Annotated in this window: 13 protein-coding genes; 5 read left to right on the top strand and 8 right to left on the bottom strand. The window is 54.0% G+C overall.

Features of this window, described 5'->3' with window-relative positions:
• Positions 1-222 precede the first annotated feature (222 nt).
• The 4 genes from KK062_RS14955 to galK are packed head-to-tail and all read right to left on the bottom strand — an operon-like array spanning position 223 to position 4,695.
• Entirely contained in the window at positions 223-1,389 is a 1,167-nt protein-coding gene (locus tag KK062_RS14955; protein WP_254085121.1) for an aldose epimerase family protein, read from the bottom strand.
• Positions 1,390-1,392: 3 nt separating this feature from the next.
• The gene (locus KK062_RS14950) at positions 1,393-2,466 is read right to left on the bottom strand and encodes a UDP-glucose--hexose-1-phosphate uridylyltransferase (RefSeq protein WP_254085120.1); all 1,074 of its coding nucleotides are present in this window, start codon (positions 2,464-2,466) and stop codon (positions 1,393-1,395) included.
• 9 nt (positions 2,467-2,475) lie between these two features.
• Positions 2,476-3,504 carry a UDP-glucose 4-epimerase GalE gene (galE, locus tag KK062_RS14945; RefSeq protein ID WP_254085119.1) on the bottom strand — a complete coding sequence of 343 codons (1,029 nt, stop codon included), beginning with the start codon at positions 3,502-3,504 and terminating at the stop codon, positions 2,476-2,478.
• 30 nt (positions 3,505-3,534) lie between these two features.
• Positions 3,535-4,695, bottom strand: coding sequence for a galactokinase (galK, locus tag KK062_RS14940; RefSeq protein ID WP_254085118.1), 1,161 nt, complete (start codon positions 4,693-4,695; stop codon positions 3,535-3,537).
• 263 nt (positions 4,696-4,958) lie between these two features.
• Here galK and KK062_RS14935 point away from each other — a divergent pair, with 263 nt between their 5' ends.
• The 3 genes from KK062_RS14935 (at position 4,959) to KK062_RS14925 (ending at position 7,589) form a co-directional block, all read left to right on the top strand.
• A complete protein-coding gene (locus KK062_RS14935; RefSeq protein ID WP_254085117.1) occupies positions 4,959-5,981 on the top strand; it encodes a LacI family DNA-binding transcriptional regulator in 1,023 nt (340 codons plus the stop codon).
• 62 nt (positions 5,982-6,043) lie between these two features.
• Positions 6,044-6,823, top strand: a complete 780-nt coding sequence (locus KK062_RS14930) for an HAD-IIA family hydrolase (RefSeq protein WP_254085116.1) — start codon at positions 6,044-6,046, stop codon at positions 6,821-6,823.
• A gap of 358 nt (positions 6,824-7,181) precedes the next feature.
• Positions 7,182-7,589 (top strand): response regulator, encoded by a 408-nt coding sequence (locus KK062_RS14925; RefSeq protein ID WP_254085115.1) that lies wholly within the window; start codon positions 7,182-7,184, stop codon positions 7,587-7,589.
• Here KK062_RS14925 and KK062_RS14920 read toward each other — a convergent pair.
• Genes KK062_RS14920 through KK062_RS14910 form a run of 3 tightly spaced genes read right to left on the bottom strand, consistent with a single transcriptional unit; the run spans position 7,572 to position 10,006 of the window.
• On the bottom strand, positions 7,572-8,021 hold the full coding sequence (locus tag KK062_RS14920) for a DUF6691 family protein (RefSeq protein WP_254085114.1): 450 nt from the start codon (positions 8,019-8,021) through the stop codon (positions 7,572-7,574). The two genes, KK062_RS14925 and KK062_RS14920, sit on opposite strands and share 18 nt — an antisense overlap.
• On the bottom strand, positions 8,018-8,593 hold the full coding sequence (locus tag KK062_RS14915) for a YeeE/YedE family protein (RefSeq protein ID WP_254085113.1): 576 nt from the start codon (positions 8,591-8,593) through the stop codon (positions 8,018-8,020). Before KK062_RS14915 ends, KK062_RS14920 begins: the two co-directional genes overlap by 4 nt.
• Positions 8,594-10,006: an MBL fold metallo-hydrolase gene (locus tag KK062_RS14910; protein ID WP_254085112.1), complete on the bottom strand. Its 1,413-nt coding sequence runs from the start codon at positions 10,004-10,006 to the stop codon at positions 8,594-8,596.
• A gap of 606 nt (positions 10,007-10,612) precedes the next feature.
• Between KK062_RS14910 and KK062_RS14905 the strand changes: the two genes are divergently transcribed.
• A complete protein-coding gene (locus tag KK062_RS14905) occupies positions 10,613-13,870 on the top strand; it encodes a VCBS repeat-containing protein (protein WP_254085111.1) in 3,258 nt (1,085 codons plus the stop codon).
• Between the two features lie 2 nt (positions 13,871-13,872).
• Positions 13,873-15,201, top strand: coding sequence for a vanadium-dependent haloperoxidase (locus KK062_RS14900; RefSeq protein WP_254085110.1), 1,329 nt, complete (start codon positions 13,873-13,875; stop codon positions 15,199-15,201).
• A 12-nt stretch (positions 15,202-15,213) separates the two neighbouring features.
• Here the strand turns inward: KK062_RS14900 and KK062_RS14895 are convergent, their stop codons facing one another.
• The gene (locus KK062_RS14895) at positions 15,214-16,530 is read right to left on the bottom strand and encodes a monooxygenase (protein ID WP_254085109.1); all 1,317 of its coding nucleotides are present in this window, start codon (positions 16,528-16,530) and stop codon (positions 15,214-15,216) included.
• Positions 16,531-16,586: the final 56 nt, after the last annotated feature.

The following is a 16,586-nucleotide window of genomic DNA, read 5'->3' as shown; positions in this document are numbered from 1 at the left end:
GGGTGTTAGGGTCTTATCACCGAATACGTTCGTTCAATCGATAAAAATGAATTTCTTTTTCCAAAAAGGCAAGCCACTCCCCCGAAAGCTTATGGTCATTTTGACAAAAAGTCAACAAAAAGGCAGTCGTCGACTGCCTTCTGGCGCAAGTCTTAGCCCGTCTCGGGCGGAGACTTGTGCCTACCATGGTGCCAGTCTTCAGACTGGCGTCGGCTCCATGGTCTATTTTGTCGAAAACTTATACGTCGTCTGTGTCGAGTATGTCTCCCCAGGATTCAGCACCACCGTCGGAAACGACGGCTGATTCGGAGAATCCGGGTAATGCTCGGTCTCCAGGCAAAGCCCAAAGCGCTTCGGATACGCATTCCCCTGCTTACCCACTACAGTACCGTCCAAAAAGTTACCACAGTAAAACTGAATCGCCGGCTCCGTAGTATATACCTCCAGGAAACGACCGCTGGTCGGCTCGTATACCGACGCTACAGCCTTCCCGCTGTCCGCCGGCGACAACACCCACGCATGGTCGTAACCACCACCCAAAATCAATTGCTCGTCCTTATCATTCACGCGCTGGCCAACCGCCGTCGCCGTACGGAAGTCAAAAGGCGTACCCGTTACATCCTTCAGCTTGCCGGTAGGAATCAGTACCTTGTCTACTGGCACAAACTTATCCGCGTGCAGCATCACCTGGTGATCTAGAATGTCACGCTTCGCATTGCCGGTCAGGTTGAAATACGTATGCTGCGTCAGGTTCACCACCGTCTTCTTGTCGGTCGTGGCTGTATAGGCAATCTTAAATTCGTTGTTATCGGTCAGGGTATATACAACCTCAGCCTGCAGTGTGCCGGGATAACCTTCTTCCATGTCCTGGCTGGTATAATTCAGCTTCAACGACGCGCCTTCGCTGGAAGACACTTCCGAGATCTGCCAGAATACTTTATCAAATCCCTTCAAGCCGCCGTGCAAGTGCTGGCCGTTGTTGTTTTGCGCGAGCGTATACGTCTGACCGTCGAGCGTAAACTTGCCCTTGGCAATGCGGTTGCCATACCGGCCCACGATGGCGCCGAAATAGGGTGACCCACCCAGGTAGCCTTTCAGCGAGTCGAAGCCCAATACCACATCCTCGAAAACGCCGCGCTTATCAGGCACCTTCAACGAGGTAACGATACCGCCATAGTTGATCACCTTCAGCTCCACACCATTCTTGTTCTTGAGGGTATACTCTTCCACGGCATGGCCGTCGGGAAGCGTTCCGTATGCCACCTTGGCGACGGCGCTGGCAGCCACGGCCGTGGTATCGGCAGCCGCGGGGATCTTTTCCTCGTTCTTTTTACAGGCTTGTGACATCATAATGCAGATCAATAAGGTATAAACTGTTAGCGTACGCATAGATCAGGGGTTTGATGATTCAGATAATAAAGTCTGCTTGTAGTGCGTTTCCGGCAGGTCGCGCAGACGGGCGGCGCTGAACTCGGGTGTAATATCGCGTTGAGGGTTGGCCAGCATCTCGTAGCCCACCATAAATTTCTTGACTGTGGCCGACCGTAGCAGCGGCGGGTAGAACACCATGTGCCAGTGCCAGGCCGAATGCGGCGTACCGTCGCTCGGCGCTTGGTGAATACCGGCCGAGTACGGGAAGGATACTTCAAACAGATTGTCATACCGCGTAGCCAAACGCCGGTATGCATCCGCAAAAGCCTGACGCTCGGCATCCGTCATATCGGTAATCCGGGCCATCGCCCGCTTGGGAATGATCATCGTCTCAAACGGCCACACCGCCCAGAAGGGTACCAGCGCCACAAAGTGCTCGTTCTCAAAAATAATCCGCTCGGCACGTTTTACCTCCAGCTGCCAGTAGTCCGACAGTAACGTTGTGCCTTTGCGCTGGTAATACGCTTCCTGGTGTTGCTGCTTTTTGCCCGGCTCCACGGGAATAGACTCCTGCGCCCAGATCTGCCCGTGCGGGTGCGGGTTGGAACAGCCCATCACCGTGCCCTTGTTCTCGAAAATCTGAATGTAGCGGATGTTCTCCTGGCAGCTCAGTTGCGTGTACTCGTCCACCCACAGGTCCACCACCCGGCGAATGCCGTCGGTATCCATCTCGGCAATCGTCAGGTCGTGACGCGGCGAAAAACAGATCACGCGGCAGATCCCGGCTTCGCTGCGCGCCAGCAGCAAATCACCGTCCTGGAATTCACCCTGCGGTACATCACTCACCAACGCAGCAAAGTCGTTTGTAAAACTATAGGTAGCGGTATAGGTTGGATTTACTTCACCATTCGCACGCACATTGCCGGGACAGAGGTAACACGTCGCGTCAAACGCCGGGCGATGATCCGCTCCTGTTTTTTCTACCTGTCCTTGCCACGGGCGTTTAGAGCGGTGCGGCGATACCTGCACCCACTCTCCTGTAAGAGGGTTATACCTTCTGTGCGAATGTTCTGTTAAATCGAACCTGTTATCCATGAAACCTCGTTATGCATGCTTCAAAATACGCTGCTGCCACTGCCAGGCAGACCGCATCATCTCTTCCACGCCCAGCTCCGTACGCCATTGCAGCGCTTCGTTGGCCAGCGTCGTGTCGGCATAGATCTTTTCGATGTCGCCCGGACGACGGTCGACGACCTTATAGTTAAGCTTAAGATTGTTCACACGCTCAAAGACCTCGATGATCTCCAACACCGTCAGCCCCTTGCCGGTGCCCAGGTTGAAGAACTCGTAATTGCTCTTCTGCTGGCCTTTCAGCAAACGCTGCACGGCAATGACGTGCGCCTTGGCCAGGTCCACCACGTGGATGTAATCGCGCATGGCCGACCCGTCAGGCGTGTCGTAATCCTTGCCAAACACCAGCAACTGCTGGCGGATGCCCGCAGCGGTCTGCGTAATGAAAGGCACCAGGTTCCCCGGTACACCTTGCGGCAGCTCGCCGATCAGGGCCGAAGCGTGCGCGCCCACCGGGTTGAAATACCGCAGCGAAATGGCTTGCGTGGCAGGCACAGCCCGGCAGTTGTCCCGCAGAATCTCTTCACCGATCTGTTTGGTGTTGCCATACGGCGACTCCGCCGGTTTGAACGGCGTGGCCTCGGTTACCGGTAGCGTGTCCGGTTGACCATATACCGTACAGGACGACGAGAAAACTATATTGGGAATATCGTGTCGCTGCATCGCTTCCAGCAGCAAGATCAGTGACAGAATATTGTTCTTATAATACAGCAGCGGCTTTTGCACCGACTCGCCTACGGCCTTGCTGGCCGCAAAATGAATGATGGCCTTGATGTCGCGGTGCTGCCCGAGGAAGGCCGCTAACGCCGCCTCGTCGCACAGGTCGAATTGGGCAAAGACCGGCCGCGTGCCGGTGATCTTTTCGATGCCGTCCAGCACCTCCTGCTGTGAATTGGAAAGATCGTCGATGATAACGACTTCATACCCTGAGTGAATCAATTCGACCGCCGTATGCGAGCCGATATACCCGGTACCACCGGTCACTAAAATTTTCTCCTTCATGGCCCTAAAGTAAATCAAAAATCCGATTGGCTAATGCGCCACACCGGTACCTTCTTTTACGTGGACGATGTAGGCCTCCATGTCGATCCCAAACGTCTTGTGATAAGCCTCTTTCGTCGTGGCCACGAAGCTGTCAACCGCCTCGTTCCGGATCAGGTTGATAGTACAGCCGCCAAAGCCGCCCCCCATCATACGCGCCCCCGCCACCACGTCGGTCGCCCGGGCCTGCTCCACCAGGAAATCCAGCTCCCGACAGCTCACCTCGTACAGCCCGGACAGGCCATCGTGGGTCTCGTACATCTTGCGGCCAAAAGCCGTCAGGTTGTGTTGCTTCAGGTCCTGGCTGGCCTCCTGTACCCGGGCAATCTCTTGCACCACGTAGAGGCAACGGTCAAACACCTTGCCCGTCAGCTCGGTGGCATGCGCACGCACCATCGCTTCGGTCACATCGCGCAGGCTTTTCACGGCCGGGTAATGCTGTTGCAAGATCGCCACGCCGCGCTCGCACTCGGCGCGACGGGTGTTGTATTCAGAGTCCACCAGCGAATGCTTCACCTTCGTGTCGCACAGCACCAGCGTATAATCTTTCAGCGCCAGCGGCGAATAGTGATATTCCAGCGAGCGGCAGTCGAGTACGATCACTTGATCTTCGGCGCCCATCATACTGGCAAATTGGTCCATGATGCCGCACTTCACACCCACAAAGTGATGCTCAGACCACTGCGCCATCAGGATCAGATCGTTCTTGGGAATGTTATGACCGTTCAGACGGTCCAGGGCAAAAGCAAAACCACACTCCACAGACGCCGACGACGACAGACCCGCACCCATGGGAATGTTCCCACCAAAAACACAGCGGAAAGGCTTCACGGCAAAACCTTTATCCACAAACTGGCGCAGCACCCCCAGCAGGTAATTAGCCCACTTCGGTGCCTTCACCGGCTGCGGGTCTTGTAAATTGACCGTAAAAGTCTCGTCGTACTTGAGGGAATAGATCACCGATACGTTGTCGGGGGAAGGACTGATGGCAAAGACTGTCTCGCGGTCGATTGCCGCCGGCATCACAAAGCCATCGTTATAGTCAGTATGCTCGCCGATAAGGTTGATCCGGCCAGGAGAACGAACTACCAGCGGCTCGGTCTGGTAAAGCTCCTGGAATTTGCGCGTTACATCCTGTAAACTGAAATCCACGTCTATATAGTTTTTAGATAAATGCTCAAAAAAAAAGCTGCCGGAAACCAAACGTCCTTCGATTTCCGGCAACTGTTAACCAATCAATTAACCCAAATGTTAATGACAGTACGAAGTAGCATATAGGAAACCGTAAACCAAACACCGAAACGCCACCGCAAACGAAATAACGGTGCCGGAAACGTTCTCGAACCCCAAATTCCCATCCCTGTTACGCGTTGCGGTTTCTGCTGTACTTTCTGTACTTTCGTGCCTGTATAGCCATGAAAAACGACCAGGCCACCATTCGCGACCTTGCCCTGAAGTTGAATATCTCGATATCAACCGTCTCGCGCGCGCTGCGGAATGCCCCGGACGTTAACCCCGACACCAAAAAGGCCGTACTCGCCCTGGCCGAGCAACTGCACTACGAGCCCAACCGAGTAGCCCAGAGCCTCCGCATCAGGAAGACCAAGACCATCGGCGTCGTCGTACCGCAGATCGCCATGCACTTCTTCTCGTCTGTCATCAGCGGCATCCAGGAATATGCCGCACAGCACGGCTATAGCATCATGATCTGCCAGTCGATGGAATCGCTCGATACCGAGAAGTCAAACATACACATGCTGGTCTCCAATCGCGTAGACGGCCTGCTGATCTCACTCTCCAGCGAAACAACCAACGTAGAGCACCTCGAGCACCTGCTCGCCAAGAAAATACCCATCGTACTCTTCGACCGCGTCACCGACGCCCTGCCCGTATCGAAGGTGGTCGTCGCCGACCACGACGGCGCCTTTAAGGCCGTGGATTACCTCATCCGCACAGGCTGCCGCCGCATTGCTTACATCGGGGGGCCTGAAGGCCTGTCGATCAGCAACCAGCGCATGCAGGGTTACCGTGATGCGTTACAAAAACACAACCTGCCAATACTGCCTGACTATACGATACACTGCGCAGACCTGCAGAACGGCTCCACCGAGGCCACCCAACGTCTGCTCAACCTGCCCGAGCGCCCCGACGCAATCTTCTGCATGAACGACCCCATGGCCATTCTTGCCATACAGGTACTGCGCGAACGCGGCGTGCGCATCCCCGACGACATCTCGCTGATAGGGTTCACCAACGAGCCCGTCTCCCGGTTTATCGAACCGGCATTGACCACCGTCGCACAGCCTGCCTATACCATGGGCCAGGCGGCCGCACGGTTGTTTATCGGCCAGGTGGAAGATCCCGACACCTTTACGCCACGCCTGGAAGTATTGCCGACCGAGCTGATCGTCCGCGGCACCACGCGTCGGTTGAAGTGAAAAGACACTGTTTCCTTTTGTGGCTGCCGGAAAATGTCAATCTTTGACACTACTACTATCCCATGGCACAAGGTTTACTCATCGATATGGACGGCGTGGTCTACGGCGGCGACATCCTGATTCCCGGCGCAGACGCATTCATCGACCGCTTGTTGAAGAACGATATACCGTTCATGTTTATGACCAACAACAGCCAGCGCACGCGGCTCGACGTAGTCCGTAAGCTGAAACGGCTCGGCATCGACGTAGAAGAAAAACACGTCTACACCAGCGCCATGGCTACCGGCAAATTCTTAGCCGGCCAAATCCCCCAGGGCACCGCCTATGTGCTCGGTGAAGGCGGATTGCTCACAAGCCTGCACGAAAGTGGCATCACCCTGGGCGACACCGACCCCGACTTTGTCGTGTTGGGCGAAGGCCGCAATTTTACCCTGGAGATGGTCCAGCGCGCCGTCGACATGATCCTGGCCGGCGCAAAATTTATTACCACCAACCGCGACCCCTCTCCTAAAAAGAAAGGCTGGGCCAACCTCGGCATTGCCGCGACAACCGCCATGATCGAAGAAGCTACGGGCGTGAACGCCTTTGTAGTCGGTAAGCCTGGTCCGGTCATGATGCGCTCGGCACGCAAGGCCCTCGGCCTGGAAACCGCCGACACCACAGTCATTGGCGATACCATGGACACCGACATTCAGGGAGGCGTACAGATGGGTTACAAAACCATACTCGTGCTATCGGGCATCACCCGGGCGGAAGACTTCCGCAAGTATGCTTTCAAGCCCGATCTGGTAGTAAACTCCGTAAACGACATCGCCCTTCCCCTGGATTGGTGGAAAAAATAAGCGTTTAAACGATTGTTTTGCGCAGCCCACAAGCAAGCAACAAATTTCAGCTTCCTGTCAAAAATCGCGTGAAAAGCGGGCTCAGCGTGCATGGTAAACCGGATTTTTACGGGTCGTGCCCGCGCCCACCCTACATTCATTACCCCTGTTAACAAATTCTCTATCCTCCTGGCAGGCAACGCACAGGGCTATACCTCTTCTTTTTTCACCCGAACCACCCTACGCAGCGTTAGGTATCAAAATCGTCTGTATTTGATCTTATTCTTACATATCTTATAAGGGGCCCTTTTACGGCGGGTTCACATGCCTCCCGATAGCCTACCTTTGAACCTTAGAAACCAAGCCGGATCGCTGCTGTATGACCAGGAAACGAATACCCAACATCTGGATTATCGATGACGACCCCATGTCGTCGTTCATGTTAAAACGCCTGGCGGAACTGGGCGAGCTCGCCGATATTATCACAATCTTCAATCACGCCCGCGGCGCGCTCGACTACATCGAAGAACACAAGAAGGACTACAACCAATTGCCGGATGTCATCCTGCTGGATATATACATGCCCGTTGTAAACGGCTGGGACTTCCTGAACCGCTACCGCGAGCTACGCCCCCTGCTGGAAAAAGAGATCAGTATAATCCTCGTCAGCTCGTCCGACCATCCGCGCGACCTCAACCAGGCCAAGACCTACGAAGAGGTAAAAGCGTATGTTACCAAACCCGTATCGTTAGAGCGCCTCAAAGAGCTGCTACTCGTGAATGCGTGACTCACGTATCAAAAAACCATAGCACCATGTGCCGGCAATGGCACTGAATAACGTCACGATTACCACAACGGCCCCGGTACCGATCTGCGCAAACAACGGTCCCGGACAGGCGCCCGTCAACGCCCAGCCTAATCCAAACAACAAACCGCCGTACACATTACCCCAGGTGAACTTCTTGGGCGGCACTACGACCTCCTCGCCATCGAGCGTATGGATCTTAAACCTACGGATCACCCACAACGATCCCATGCCCGTCGCCACGGCCGAGCCAATGACGCCGTACATGTGAAATGACTGCAACCGGAACATCTCCTGGATCCGAAACCACGAGATCACCTCCGCCTTCACCAACAGAATCCCAAAGAATATACCTGCCAGCAGGAACTTGATATTCGGCCAGAAGGCCACACGTGTAGCGCCGGCGTTCGTCATAGCAAGCGCAAAATATAGGGTAACACCAAATTGGCCATAATAAAGCCACCCGCCATAAAACAACACGTCGCGACGACCGACGGCCATTGCAACGACGAGATGCCCATGATCGCATGGCCCGACGTACAGCCACCGGCATAACGCGTACCAAAACCTACCAGGAAACCGCCCACGATCATCAGGATGAAACCACGCAACGTCAGTAAAGCCTGAAAGTTGAACAGCTCCGCCGGCATTAAATGCCTGGCATCGTGTACCCCATAGGTAGCCAGCTCGGCGGTCAATGCCGGATGTATCTGTACCGGCTCGGGATTACGTAGCAACGTGCCCGCAATCACGCCACCGATAAAAATGCCACCGGCAAAAAACAAGTTCCAGGATTCCTTACGCCAGTCGTATTGAAAAAAAGGAATACGCGCCGGTATACAGGCTGCGCATACGTGACGAAGGTTGGCCGAAATGCCAAAAGGTTTGTTGCCCAATAATAACAACAAGGGTACCGTCAGTCCGATCAACGGTCCCGCCACATACCAGGGCCACGGACGCGACAATATTTCTAACAGGCCGTCCATTTAAGCTTTCTTACTGCTGCACGTAAAATTCGTCCGCGGAATAGACGTCGCGGCAATCGCTTTAAAGCCCCCGTCCACGTCAATGATATTATCCCAACCGCGCGCCTTCAAAATGGACGCTGCCACCATCGAACGGTAGCCACCCGCGCAGTGCAGGTATACATCGCCTTCTTTGGGAATAGACGCCAGGTGGTCGTTCAGGAAATCCAGCGGAGTATTGACCGCGCCATCGACATGCTCAGCCTCGAACTCGCCCGGCTTGCGCACGTCGAATACAGCCAGCGCATTTGCCTGAAAACGTTTCTCAAACTCGGTAGCCGAAATCGACTCGATTTTCTCTACCTCCTTACCGGCCTCTTTCCACGCCACAACGCCGCCTTGCAGATAGCCCAGCGTGTTGTCATACCCCACGCGCGCCAGCCGCATCACGATCTCTTCCTCGCGACCGCTGTCGGCCACAATCAGCAGCGGGTGCATAACACCCGGCACCAGCGCGCCCACCCAGGGGGCAAAGCTGCCGTCGATGCCGATATTGATCGCGTTGGGAATATAGCCTTTGGCAAAGTCTTGTGAACTACGCGTATCGAGCACCAGCGCGCCCGTTTCATTGGCGGCCAAATCAAACTCTTCCGCCGTCAGGGCACGTGTACCCTTTTGCATCACGGCGTCAATGCTTTCGTAGCCTTCTTTGTTGAGCTTCACGTTCTCGGGGAAATATGCCGGGGGCGGCATCAGCCCATCCGTTACCTCGCGGATAAATTCGTTGCGTGTCATGTCGGCACGCAACGCATAATTGATCTTCTTCTGGTTGCCCAGCGTGTCCACCGTTTCTTTCATCATGTGTTTGCCACAGGCAGACCCGGCACCGTGCGCGGGGTATACAATCACGTCGTCCGCCAGGGGCATAAGCCTGGTGCGCAGCGAGTCGAACAGCATGCCGGCCAGATCTTCCTGCGACAGGTGTGCCGCTTTCTGAGCCAGGTCAGGACGTCCCACATCGCCGAGGAACAGCGTGTCGCCGCTAAAGATCGCGTAGTCTTTACCTTGCTCATCACGCAGCAAATACGTGGTCGACTCCAGCGTGTGGCCCGGCGTATGCAACACCTTGATCGTCACCTCCCCTACCGTCAGCTCTTCGCCGTCGTGGGCGATATACGCGTCAAAGCTGGGCCTGGCCGTGGGTCCATAGACAATACGGGCACCCGACTTGGCAGCAAGGTCCAGGTGACCCGAAACAAAATCAGCGTGAAAATGCGTTTCCAGCACATAGCGAATAGTAGCCTTGTTACGGCGCGCCTTTTCCAGGTAAGGTCCCACTTCACGCAGTGGGTCGATAATCACGGCCTCACCGGCCGATTCAATGTAATATGCGCCCTGTGCCAGGCAACCGGTATAAATTTGCTCTACCCGCATAGATCTGCTCGTTAGCGTTGTGTGTTTGGTCTCGACCGCAAAGATAACCGTTTGTTCGGTTTGCGCGGGACCATTTTAACGGTTTAAAACACAGCTTTCGGCATGTTTGTTCCTGACGAACATCAGCAGTAAACCTATAATATCCACTAGCTTTATCTGGTTTCGTAGTACAGCTACTGGCACGCACGAACATCACCACAAAAAAACACAGCGTGCGTCGTGTCTAAAAACGATCACACTTTTCTTAACATTACGATAACAATATCTTATACTTCTCTTGCGAAAAGAGACGATTCTTTATACTTTGTGTTAGTATTTGAGAGAACCATTTCCATCTCGTTTTCTCAAACTTCCTCCGTGTATTTCGTGCCTTGCTGGTATATAACAACACCGTATCGCTTGTTACGAAATATACCTGCTATCCCCAGATTCGTTGTGCCGACGGTTAAATCACTAACGCTTTACGCTTTTTAGTTTTTTCCCAACATGACGACAAGATTGTGCTGCTGGCTGTTGAGCTTGCCCTGTATTGTATTACCTGTATTTTTTGCACAGGCCCAAAAAAACCTTCCTCGCCTTACGCTTTTAAAGCCCGATGAGACCCATGTGAAGTTTACGAACAAAGTACGTGAAGACGACTCGTTGCACGTACTCGTCTATGAATACCTCTACAACGGACACGGCATAGGCGTCGGCGATTTCAACAACGATGGGTTACAAGATCTTTTTATCTCCGGCAATACAACACGCAATAAGCTCTTTCTCAACCAGGGCCACCTCTCCTTTACCGATATCACTTCCGATGCAGGCGTAGCCGGCAACGGCACGTGGAGCACGGGCGTAAGCGTCGCCGATGTCAACGGCGACGGACTGTTGGATCTCTACGTCTGCCATTCCGGCAAATTTCCCGCCGCCCGGTTAATCAACGAGCTCTTCATCAATGCCGGCGTTGTCAACGGCCAGCCTGTATTTCACGAAGAGGCTGCGCGCTATGGTCTCGATGCACCGGGCACCCAATCCACGCAGGCTGCATTCTTCGACTATGATCGCGACGGCGACCTGGACATGTTCTTGCTTAACCATTCGGTCAACACCTATTATGCCTTTCTCGACACGCGAAAACAACGTGCCACGCCGGACCCACGCTACGGCAACCGACTCTTCCGCCACGATAAGCGCCCCGACGGCACATCCACCTTCACCGACGTGACCCTCAAAACCGGCATCATCAACAATCCGCTCAACTATGGTTTAAGCGTAACCATCAGCGACATCAACCAGGACGGCTGGCCTGACATCTATACCACCAGCGACTATTCCGAGCATGACTGTTATTACGTCAACAATCGTGACGGCACCTTCACCCAATCCTTACAACGGTCATTCCAGCATATCTCCAAGTTTTCCATGGGCGCCGATGTAGCCGACTTCAACAACGATGGCTGGTCCGACGTGTTCACACTTGACATGCTGCCACCGGACAACCACCGGCAAAAGCTTTTGAAGGGGCCTGATGAGTATGACGCATATCACCTATTGCTCGACAGCGGCTACTATCGCCAGACCATGCGCAACATGCTACAGTTAAACCGTGGCCCCGATGCCACGAACCAAATACGCTTTAGCGAGATCGGCCAGTTGGCCGGCGTTTCCAATACAGACTGGAGCTGGGCGGGGCTTTTTGCCGACCTTGACAACGACGGTTGGAAAGACTTGCTCGTCACCAATGGCTACCTCCGTGACTTCACCGACCTCGATTTCCTGAAATATACCATGGCCGACGCTCAGCTTGCCGCCGCCGCCAAAGGCAACCTTAACTTCAAAACGTATGACCTGGTAAAGAAGATGCCCGCGAACAAACTGAACAACTTCCTCTTTCGCAACAAGGGCGATCTGACCTTTTCCGATGTTACCCGTGATTGGGGTTTCGTGCAACCTTCTATCTCCAACGCCGCCGCCTATGCCGACTTCGACAACGACGGTGATCTGGACCTGATTGTTGGTAACAACAACGAGCCGGTTATGCTCTGGAAAAACAATACTACAGCCGGTTCAACGGCCTGGATCCAGGCAAACATTACCAGCGTCACCGAAAACCGCTTTGCATTCGGCGCAAAAGTTTGGTTACATACCTCCGCTGGACTGCAATATCAGGAAGTATACCCGGTACGGGGATTTCAGTCCAGCGTGTCTCCGGTATTACATTTTGGCTTGCCCTCCAATAGCCGCATCGACTCCCTCGTCGTGGAATGGCCATCGGGCGCAAAGCGTACGGTCCTGGCACCTGCCATCAATCAGCTGCATAGGATAAGCGATGAAACTCTCGCCGTGAAACGGCCGTCTACCCAACCCTGTGTCAATCTCCGCGCACTTTTCAGCGAAGCTCCTGCCGCCGAGCAGATCCCATTCCGCCACAAAGAAAATGACTTTATCGATTTTAAGGTCGAAGTGCTGATCCCCTACCAGCTAAGTCGACTCGGACCTGCGCTCGCGACCGGCGATGTCAACAACGACGGCCACGACGATGTATTTCTGGGCGGCGCGCTCGGACAAGCGTCACAATTATATTTACAGCAAGCCAATGGCACGTTCAAGCTCGCCCCCGAACAGCCCTGGCAAAAATACCTGAACAGCGAAGTTGTACAAGCATTGCTGTTTGACGCCGACCAGGACAATGACCTGGATCTATACATCGTACACGGCGGAAACGAATACCTCGACGACTCCCCCGAGTTTCAAGACAAGCTGTATTATAACTACGGTCAGGGAAACTTCGCTCCGGCCATAAAGGCACTCCCGGTAATGCGCAGTAGTAAGCAGGCCATTACCGCCGGCGATTTCGATGGCGATGGCGACCTTGACCTCTTTGTGGGCGGCCGGGGCAAGTCAGGTTTTTTTCCACTGCCGTCACAAAGCTATATTTTACAAAACAACAGCCAACCCGATGAACTGGCTTTTACGGATGTTACCAAAGCCGTGTGCCCCGCGGCCCGTATCCCAGGCTCCGTCACATCCGCCGTGTGGGCCGATCTTACAGGCGATACGTTTCCGGAGCTTACCCTCGTGGGAGAATGGATGGCGCCGCTCGTTTTTCAGAATGACAACGGCAAACAACTACGACCACTCCCGCTGGCACAAGCCGCCAACCTCTATGGACTCTGGAGTACGCTGCTGGTTACCGACATCGATGGCGACGGCGACAATGATCTGGTAGTCGGGAATTGCGGCTATAACAACACATTCAAGCCTACGGTAAAAGAACCCATGACTGTCCACGTCGCTGACTTCGATAACAATGGCACGCTCGACCCTATACTTTGCTACTACATTCAGGGAAAGCGTTACCCAATGGCCAGCCGCGACGAGCTGCTGGACCAGATCCAGCCGCTGAAAAAGAAATTCATCAAGTACGCCGACTATGCCGATGCTACACTCGAAACGATCTTTACTAAAGAACAACTTGCCCGTACCGAAATATATACCTGCAATGAGCCCGGTACGCTTATGCTCATGAATGACGGTCACGGCGCCTTTACCATACAGGCGTTACCGATCGAAGTGCAGTTCTCAAAAACGCAAAACATCCTGTCCGGTGATTACGACCATGACGGAATCCTGGACCTGATCGTCACCGGCAATTTCTTTGGTTACCGTACACAGTTGGGGGATTGCGATGCCAGCCTCGGCGTGTTCCTGAAAGGACTGGGCAAAGGCGCCTTTCAGGCGGTTCCTCCCAGCATCTCGGGCCTCTTTGCCGACGGCGACATCCGTGCCGCGGCACATGTCCGCAACGCCAGCGGTCGGCAAAAGTTGGTCATTGTCAGGAACAATACATTTCCACAGATCCTAAACCTTTCGAAATAACCGTGAACAAAGCCATCTTCCTGGTCGGACTCGCGCTGGCGTTAGCCACGCCGGTCCACTGCTCATACGCACAGAAAACCTCACCCCGAACACCGGCAGCGGATGCCGCTACGCCCTTGCATCATGCCCATAGTGCACTGAACGATATCATCGTACACGACATTTTTTCCCCGCCCGTCTCATCCCGCATTTACGCCTACGCGCACATGGCCGCCTACGAAACGTTCATCCAGCAGGATACCACATACCGCAGCTTGCACGGCCAGCTGCGTGACTTTCCCCGCGTGCCGAAACCCATACAACCCGTATCCGCCCCCCTGGCGGGTGTATATGCTTTTCTATTGACCGGCAAAGGCCTGGTATTCTCCGAGAAGGCACTCGACGATTCCACACAACACGTGCTGCTGTACTATAAAAAGATCGTATCGCCCAAAGTGTTCAAAGCTTCCCTTGCGCATGGGCAAGCCGTAGCAGAAAGCATCCTGGCATGGACACGAAAAGACCAGTATCGGGAAACACGCGCCCTGCGCCGCTACAATTTGATGAAAGAAGAAGGCAAGTGGTCGCCCACACCGCCTGTTTATATGGCCGCCATCGAACCCTATTGGAAAAAGATCCGCCCGTTTACACTCGACAGCGCGGCACAATATAAACCAGCACCACCCATCACATTCAGCCGGGCTGCCGGCAGCGCATTTTATCAACTGGCACACGAAGTATATACTATCGGGAAGGGGCTCTCCGCAGAGCAAACCACGATAGCCGACTTCTGGGATTGTAATCCCTTCGCTGTCAATGTACACGGACACCTCAACTTCGCGACAAAAAAGCTTTCACCCGGCGGCCACTGGCTCTCGATTGCAGGCATCGCGTCGCGACAATCGAATGCCGCGATAACGCGTACCTCCGCCGCATATACACTTACAGCCATTGCCCTCTTCGATGGCTTCATCAGCTGTTGGGACGAAAAATACCGCAGTAATCTCATTCGCCCGGAAACATATATCCGCGCCGTCATTGACGAGACCTGGCGCCCGCACCTGCAAACACCGCCATTCCCCGAATACACCAGTGGCCACAGCGTGATCTCCACCGCGGCGGCCACGGTACTCACCTATGTCTTCGGTGATGCCCTGGCCTTCATTGACACGTCTGAAGTACCCTATGGTTATGGACCAAGACCATTCCCATCGTTCATCGCCGCCTCGCGCGAAGCGGCCATTAGCCGATTATACGGTGGAATCCATTACCGACAAGCTATTGAAGAAGGCATGCTCCAGGGAAAAAAAGTAGGCGACTGTGTTCTACAAAAGATTATCTTGTTTCAGTAAGCGCCGATAACACTAAGGCTGCCCCTCGTACACCAGCGACTCGTCACCCGGTTGATACGTTACATATACCAGCAGCATCGTCATCATTTCCTGATCGCTGCGCATATCCGCTGATGACTCGACAAACTTGGGCGGGTTATTGGGATTGAGCGGGTTGTCTGCCGTATTGTCGTAAGTACAATCGATATTCACAATATCACCCTGCTTTAGCACCACCGGTTTGCGGTAGCGATACATTTCCTGCCAGCGAAAATCCCATGACGGTATCTTCACCAACGGTATCGTATCGGCGTCATGCAGCGCATAGGCCGTAAAACTTTTGCCCAGGTAGTGCATGTGCGGCCATACATAGAGTACGGTAATGTTTTCGCGGGCGTTTGCAATGCGCAGCTGATGCGTCTGCACGGCATTCGGAAACAACATCAGCGGCGGTGAAATGTCGCGCTCGCCAATGCCGCCGGAGCCAAGGCTGATCACCTTCACCTTACGTGCAATTGGTGTTTTCTTAAAAAAGAAGTTTACGCCACTGAGGCTCTCCTCGTCTTTACCGGAAGGCGAATAGTGAATGGTCAGCAACATAACGCCACGCTTGGGCATCGTCCACCCCATGTCCGACGGATATACTTCCAGCGAAGCACCGGGAATCCAACCGCCGTAGTATGTCATTTCCTTTTTGTACGGAAGCCACTGCTCATACGCATACCGGTTCGAGGTCAGGTTAATGGAATCCACGGTCTTGTATAGATCGACCGCGGGATTGTCCACCGGGTGAATGGCGAAGTTCACGTGGTGAATCACACGCTTATTGCTCGACGTAAATTCAACGGCTTCAATATTGGCCGCCTCCGCTAACTCAAACGGAATCTTAAATACCATGAACCGTTCCTGGCGGTCGCCTTTCACCTTATAAGCATATTTTGTCCTCAACGTCAGGTCCGGCGTGCGGCCGTAAGCAGTACCCGCTTCAACCTTTTTAAGCAACGCCTGTTCGGCTTTGAGATTTTCTTTCCCCTTGGGCGCACCCGCATCGATCCAGGCAGTCAACATAGCAAGCTCGGCATCGGCCAACTTGCGACTGTTCGAGAAGGCGACGTAGTGGTCGTCGGCACGCCACGGTGGCATATACCGGCTGGTCGTAACTTTCTTAATGAACGCCGAGCGTTTGCTGACATCCTCATACGTAATCAGGCTGAAAGGAGCGCCACCACCCGGGCGGTGACAGGTTGCGCACTTGGCATGCACAATGGGTTGAATATCCTGGTAGAACGAAAGTTTTTGCGCAAAGGCCCAGGCTGGCATAAACACCACCAGCCACACAATATATTTCATACTTCAAAGTACGGCAAAAAATAGAATTATCCTGAAACAAAAAAGGGGTGGCCTTG

Origin of the sequence: Dawidia cretensis (genome assembly GCF_018598175.1) — a bacterium.
Lineage (GTDB): Bacteria > Bacteroidota > Bacteroidia > Cytophagales > Cyclobacteriaceae > Ohtaekwangia > Ohtaekwangia cretensis.
Note: the sequence above shows the minus strand (reverse complement) of the source record. Positions and strands in the feature narration are given on the sequence as shown.